Source organism: Streptomyces sp. NPDC054847 (assembly GCF_053610925.1).
In genome coordinates, this window is sequence record NZ_JBSGZJ010000386.1 from 1 (window position 1) to 6741 (window position 6741).

At 73.0% G+C, this 6741-nt stretch carries 5 protein-coding genes; 2 read left to right on the plus strand and 3 right to left on the minus strand.

The annotated features are described in order from the left end of the window. Nucleotides 1-133 precede the first annotated feature (133 nt). Nucleotides 134-2620, plus strand: a complete 2487-nt coding sequence (gene hrpB, locus ACWGH4_RS27945) for an ATP-dependent helicase HrpB (RefSeq protein ID WP_453465825.1) — start codon at nucleotides 134-136, stop codon at nucleotides 2618-2620. On the opposite strand, the gene ACWGH4_RS27950 is transcribed toward hrpB, so the two are convergent. The 3 genes from ACWGH4_RS27950 to ACWGH4_RS27960 form a co-directional block, all read right to left on the minus strand. Then, on the minus strand, nucleotides 2610-3596 hold the full coding sequence (locus ACWGH4_RS27950) for a DUF3068 domain-containing protein (RefSeq protein WP_453465827.1): 987 nt from the start codon (nucleotides 3594-3596) through the stop codon (nucleotides 2610-2612). The genes hrpB and ACWGH4_RS27950 overlap by 11 nt on opposite strands. Nucleotides 3597-3604: 8 nt before the next feature. Then, nucleotides 3605-3742 (minus strand): SPW_0924 family protein, encoded by a 138-nt coding sequence (locus ACWGH4_RS27955; protein ID WP_441264378.1) that lies wholly within the window; start codon nucleotides 3740-3742, stop codon nucleotides 3605-3607. A 132-nt stretch (nucleotides 3743-3874) separates the two neighbouring features. Then, nucleotides 3875-5590: a lytic transglycosylase gene (locus ACWGH4_RS27960; RefSeq protein ID WP_453465829.1), complete on the minus strand. Its 1716-nt coding sequence runs from the start codon at nucleotides 5588-5590 to the stop codon at nucleotides 3875-3877. Nucleotides 5591-5801: 211 nt separating this feature from the next. Between ACWGH4_RS27960 and ACWGH4_RS27965 the strand changes: the two genes are divergently transcribed. Beyond that, a complete protein-coding gene (locus ACWGH4_RS27965; protein WP_453465831.1) occupies nucleotides 5802-6659 on the plus strand; it encodes a DUF4184 family protein in 858 nt (285 codons plus the stop codon). The last annotated feature ends 82 nt before the right edge of the window (nucleotides 6660-6741 follow it).

Below are 6741 nucleotides of genomic sequence, written 5' to 3' on the forward strand. Positions count from 1 at the left end.
CCTCCGGAGGACTGTGACGCGCGGCATGCCGCGCGTCACGGAACGACCACGCCACGCCGGGATGTCATACAAGCCCACCGGCCCTGTGGACAGTCGCGTCCGCGGGTTCGCCGGGACGTACGAGACTGAGCCCGTGATCCGAAACGACGCAATCGACCGCCTTCCCGTCCGCCATGCCGTCGACGAGCTGCTCGGCGCGCTCGACGAGCACGGCACGGCCGTGCTGTGCGCTCCGCCGGGCACGGGCAAGACCACGCTGGTGCCGCTGGTCCTCGCCGAGACCGGCGCCAGGGTCGTGGTCGCGGAGCCACGACGGATAGCGGCGCGCGCGGCGGCGCGGCGGATGGCCTGGCTCCTCGGCGAGAAGGTGGGCGGCCGGGTGGGCTTCACCGTCCGCGGCGAGCGCGTGGTCGGTCCGGAGACCGTCGTGGAGGTGGTCACCACCGGCGTGCTGCTGCAACGGCTGCAGCGCGACCAGGAGCTGGCCGGGGTGGACGCGGTGATGCTCGACGAGTGCCATGAGCGCCATCTCGACGCCGACACCGTCGCCGCCTTCCTGCTGGATGTCCGCGGCACCCTGCGCCCGGAGCTGCGGCTCCTGGCGGCCTCCGCGACGACGGACGCGGAAGGGTGGGCGCGGCTCCTGGGTGACGCGCCGGTGGTGCGGGCCGAGGGCGTCGCGCACCCGGTCGAGGTCGTCTGGGCCCCTCCGGCCCGTCCGGCCCGTCCGCCGCACGGGATGCGGGTCGATCCCGCGCTGCTGACGCATGTGGCGTCGGTGGTGCGCAGGGCCCTCGATGAACGTGAGGGGGACGTGCTCTGCTTCCTGCCGGGCGTGGGTGAGATCGGCCGGGTGGCCGGGCAGCTCGCCGGGGTGGACGCGGAAGTCCTTCAGGTGCACGGCCGGGCGCCGACGGCCGTCCAGGACGCGGTGCTCTCCGGGGGCGACACCCGCCGGGTGATCCTCGCGACGTCGGTCGCCGAATCGTCGCTGACCGTGCCCGGAGTGCGCGTGGTCGTGGACTCCGGGCTGGCACGTGAGCCGCGCACCGACCACGCGCGGGGCCTGAGTGCTCTCACGACCGTCCGGGCTTCGCAGGCCTCCGGCCGCCAGCGCGCGGGCAGGGCCGGCCGCGAGGGGCCCGGCACGGTGTACCGCTGCTGGACGGAGGCCGAGGACACCCGGCTCCCGCGTTTCCCCGCCCCGGAGATCAAGGTCGCGGATCTCACGGCGTTCGCGCTGCACGTGGCGTGCTGGGGCGACCCGGCAGCCGCCGGCCTGGCACTGCTGGACGCTCCCCCGCCGGGCGCGATGGCCGCCGCGGGCTCCGTGCTGGCCGCGATCGGCGCGGTCGACGCCTCTGGCAGGGCCACCGGCCGTGGCACCCGGATGTCGCGACTGGGCGTGCATCCGCGGCTGGCCCGGGCTCTTCTCGACGGCTCCGCGCAGGTGGGCGCCCGGCGCGCGGCCGAGGTGGTGGCGCTGCTGAGCGACGAACCGCCGCGTGAGTACGGGGACGACCTGGCGGGCGCCTGGCGCGCGGCCCGGCGCGGCAATGACGCGTACGGGGCGCGGTGGCGTGCGGAGACCCGTCGGCTGGAGTCGTCCCTCGGCGGCGCCACGAGGCACCCGGCAGGGCCGTCGGGCGACGACGCCGTCGCTGGGCTCGTCGCCGCGCTCGCGTTCCCGGAGCGGGTGGCGCGGGGGCGCGGCGACGGGGCGTATCTCATGGCCTCCGGCACCGGAGGCCTGCTCGACGCGGGGTCGGCACTGTGCGACGCGCCCTGGCTGGCGGTCGCCGTCGCCGACCGCCCCGCCACCGCCGTGTCCGCGCGGATCAGGCTCGCCGCCGTGCTCGACGAGGACGGCGCCCGCCGCGCCGCCTCGCATCTTCTGTCCCGTAGCGAGGACGTCCACTGGGAGGACGGCGACGTCGTGGCCCGGCGCGTGGAGCGGCTGGGCGCGGTCGAACTGTCCGTCCGTCCCTTGAGCAACCCGGACCCGGGGCTGGTACGGCAGGCACTGCTGGAGGGCCTGCGCCGGGAAGGGCTCGGACTGCTGCACTGGACGCGCGAGACGCAGGGGCTGCGCGAGCGGCTCGCCTTCCTGCACAGGGTGCTGGGGCCACCGTGGCCGGACGTGTCGGACGCCGAGCTGCTCGAGCGGGCCGACGAGTGGCTGGAGCCGGAGTTGTCCCGTGCCCGGCGGCGGGCGGACCTCGGCCGCATCCAGGCCGGTCAGGCCTTGCAGCGGTTACTGCCGTGGGCGACCGGCGACGCGGCCAGGCTGGACGAGCTCGCGCCGGAGCGGATCGAGGTGCCGAGCGGGTCCCGGATACGGGTCGAGTACGGCGGGGAGCAGCCGGTGCTCGCGGTGAAGCTCCAGGAACTGTTCGGGCTGCGCGAGACGCCTGAGGTCGCCGGCGTACCTGTGGTGGTGCATCTCCTCTCCCCCGCCGGCCGTCCTGCGGCGGTCACCGCGGATCTCGGTTCGTTCTGGCGTGAGGGCTACCGGGCGGTGCGGGCGGAGCTGCGCGGCCGGTATCCGAAGCACCCCTGGCCCGAGGACCCGGCGACGGCGGAACCGACACGGCACACGAAGGCGCGGCTCAGACCCTGAGCGGCTCCGGCGCGGGCGCGACGCCCGCGGGGTCAGGGCGGCGGCGTGCCTCCAGCCACAGGGCGAGCGCCGACAGTCCGGCGCCGGCGACGAGGAACCCCCACGGAAGGTAGGAGGTCATGAGCAGGACCGTACGGCGCTGGGAGGTGACCAGTTCGACCGTGGAGTCGACGTAGTCGGGGCGCATCTTCACATGCCCTGCGAAGGCGGTGACCTTGTCGCGCCCACCGAGCAGGGAGCCGCCGCGCAGTTCTTCCCGGTGGATCTCCTCGCCGTTGACGGGCGCTCCGGTGACGGGCTCCACCCAGAACATGCGCTTGGTGGTGTACCAGCGGGTGGTGCCGGTCTGCTTCTCGAGCGTGGTCGCGTCGATTCCGGGGATCGGCATCCTCTTCGGGTAGGGCACCTTCGTCCAGGGGATGGTCTGCTCGAAGTAGTACACCTCCAGACCGCGGAACTCCCGGGTGCCCTTGTAGTGGATGGGTGCGGACGTCCGGGCCTGGGCGTCGAAGTACACGTAGTCCCGTTTCTCGGTGAGGAACGGCCACTTGAACTCGATGCCCTCGCGCCGCACCGGGTCGCCGTCGACGGACTCGCCGGTGGCGTGTACCGGCTCCTGGGTGTGCGCGTCGAAGATGTAGCGCTCGGGGATCCGCGACACCATCGCGCCGTCGGGCCCCTGGATGTAGGAGAGGGAGTCCCAGACGACGATGTCGCGGCCGGCGGTGCGTTCGATCCGCTCGGACTCCTCCACGTTGCCCTTGAGGGTCTGCACGATGGTGACCTTCTCGACCTTCTTCGCCTCGAGGGTGCCGTAGTCGAGGAGCGTCGCGGGCTTCGCCTCGAGCACCATCTCCTGGTACTGGCCGGCGGGGATCTTGGCGAGCCGTGGGAAGGCGTACCAGCGCAGCAGCGGCGACAGGGCGGCGAGGAAGACGGCGAGGGCGACGAGGACGAGGCCTGCTCTGCTGCGCATGGCGGCCCTCAGTCCTTGGGGCCGGGGACAGTGGTCAGCAGCGGCTCCGGCGAGGTCTCGCCGGCGGGTGCGCCGATCGCCGTGACGGTGAGCACGAGGGCGAGGGCGGCGGCGAGTCCGACGGCGGCGGCCACGAGGACGCGCATGCTCGGCCTCCCGGACTGATTTGATAGGTCGTCAGGTCTGGGCACCGTAGCAACGTGGCCGGAAGAAGAGAACAGACAGCACCGCCCCTGTCCCGGCGGGCGGGGCAAGGGCGGTGCGGGCAGAGCGCTCGGTCAGGGGGCCGTCGACCCGGAAGGCGAGGGGGAAGGCGACGGGGTCGCGCTCGCCGGTGCCGTCACCTGGAGTTCGATGTCCAGGCTGCCGCCGCCGGGAGCGGTGAGACGGAGGACGAAAGTGCCCTGATTACCGTCGGCGAAGACCTTCGGAAGCTCGAGCACGCCGTCGGCGCCGGTGCGGAGCCCGGTCAGGGTGCGGACGACCGTGCCGTCGGCCTGCTTGAAGTACGGGCCCTTGTCGTTCTCCGCCCCGGTCTCCTTGGAGACGATCATCGTGGCGGAGACCGCGACACCGGAGGCGGCGACTCCGTCGCATGCGGCCCTGACGCGGATGACGTCCGCGAACTCGCCGCCGGCGGTGGCCGTCAGGTCCTTGGTGTCGGTCCGGACGATGCTGTCCGCTTCCCGCTCGGTGACGGTGGCCTTGAACTCGACGCCGGGCAGGGAACGCTCGACGACGGTGGCCCGCACCGTGAAGGCACCGGTCCGCTCCCCCGCGACCAGCACCGGGGCGCTGACCGTGCCGTCCGCACCTGTGGCCACGACGGCGTCTGTGCGGCCATCGGTGAAGCGGGTGTCGGTGTCACCGACGATCATGAACCGAACGGCCACCTTGGCGACGGGCTGCCCCTTGGCGTTCTCCGCGCGGACCGTGACACGCTCGGTGAACTGCCGGCCGGCCACGGCCGTCAGCGTCCCGGTGCCCGCGTCCTCGATACGGCTCACGGGCGCCGGGGCCGGAGTGGACGTCGGGGGCGGGGTGGGCGTGGGCGTCGGCGTGGGGGCGGGGTCCGATGGGCTCGGCGTGGGGCTCGGCGTCGGCTTCGGCGCGGGCTTCGACGGACTCGGCACAGGGGTGGTGGGGCTCGGCGTCGGCAGCGGGCCCGAGCTGTCGGGACCGTCGCCCACCGGCAGAACACCGGCCCCGTCGGGGACCTGATGGGCGCCGCGCTTGTAGTACTCGAACCAGGACAGCACCGTGCGCAGGTATTCCCGCGAATGGTTGTAGCCGAGGATCGCCTGGTCGAGGTCGTCCTTGTTGCCGAGGTCGCGGCCGTTGGCGCAGAGATAGCGGCCCGCGGCGAGCGCCGCGTCGTAGATGTTGTTGGGGTCCTTGCGGCCGTCGGCGTTGGCGTCCTGGCCCCAGGTCTCCCATGTCTGCGGGATGAACTGCATCGGCCCCACGGCACGGTCGTGCACCGTGTCGCCGTCGTAGGCTCCGTTGTCGGAGTCCGAGATGTTCGCGAAGCCGACGCCGTTGAGGACGGGACCGAGGATCGGTGTGAGCGTCGTGCCGTTCGCGTCCACCCTGCCGCCCCTGGCCTGACCGGACTCGACCTTGCCGATGGCGGCGAGCAGCTGCCAGGGCAGCCGGCAGGCCGGGTCGGACGCGGCGATGGTCTGCTCGGCCTGCTTGTAGGCGGCGAGAACGGAGGCGGGTATACCGGCCTCACCCACGCCGAGTTCCGGCAGGTCGCCCGAAGTGCCGGGCTTGTCGGGTGTGTTCAGCGGCGGGAGGTCCGTGTAGTACGGGGAGTTTCCGGTCACCGGCGTGCCGGGCGGCGGGGCGGCGTCCGAGGCCTCCTGCCCGGTGCCCGAGGTGGCGGACGTGACGCCGGGCGCCTGTGAAGCGGAGAGTGCGGCCACAGCGGCGGCGGCAACCGCCGTCGTCGTCGCTCCCCTACGCAGCCGGCGGCCGAATTGCGCTGCCATACGTCTGTTCCCTCCCCATCAGCTGCTGTTCGCGCTCCCCAGCGCGGACTCACGTGACCCTAGTGCACCTTGAGACATCGGGACACCGTGCGCTGACCGGTTTTCACTACTTCGCCACCTCCTGGTCCTCGCCGGATTCCGGACGCCCCTCGCCGCAAGGCATCACGCATACTGGGCCCACTGATCAACATCGGTCACAGGGGGCGTCGCCATGCCGTTCACCATCAGCCACGCCGCGGCGGTACTGCCGGGGCTGCGGAGGAACGGGACCGCGCGCGGCCCCCTGTGCGCCTCGGCACTCGTCCTCGGGTCGTTCGCACCGGACACGACGTACTTCGCGGCGAGTCTCCTTCCCGACGCGATGGGCTACGGCGAGGTGACACACGGGGTGTTGGGCGTGCTGAGCGTCGATGTCGCCATCACCGCGGTACTCGTCTGCCTCTGGCTGCTGATGCGGGACCCGCTCGTCGCGCTGCTGCCGGCGGCACAGCAGGGCCGGGTGTACACACTGCTGCGCGGGCGGAAGAGGGTCCGGCCGCCGGTCACCGCGGCCCTGTGGTTCTACGTCTCGGCGGTGATCGGGGCCAGTACGCATGTCGTGTGGGACGCGTTCACCCATTTCGACCGGTGGGGCGTGCGGATGATTCCTGTCCTCGGGGAGGTCGTCGCGGGTTTCCCGCTCTACACGTACACGCAGTACGGCAGTTCCGCCGTGGCTCTCGTCGCGCTGGTGTGGTTCACGGCGTCGGCGCTGCGGCGTGCGCCGGCGTCACCGGAAGCGCCGGTGATGCTGCTCGGCCGCCGGGACCGGCTGCTGGCGGCAGGGCTCATCGCGGTGTGCGTGCTGGCGGGCGTCGCGCACCGCTGTGTGCGCTGGTACCAGTACTGGGGCGGGATCGAGACGCCGCTCGACATCATCCCGACGGCCTGCTTCGGGGCGGGGGCCGGGCTGGCCGTGGGGCTGGTGCTGTACGCCACGGCGGCGCGGGTGCGTGAGCGCGGGCGGGGACCGGTCACGGAGAGCTCCGAGGCGCCGCCGCTGGCGGAGCGGGGAGTGCGTCAGGGGTGACGGGTCCCTGCCGCCCGGCGCGCGGAGTTCATGTGCCGGGGACTGTCGGACGCGAACGGCGGCACGCCCCCGGCGCGGGGCG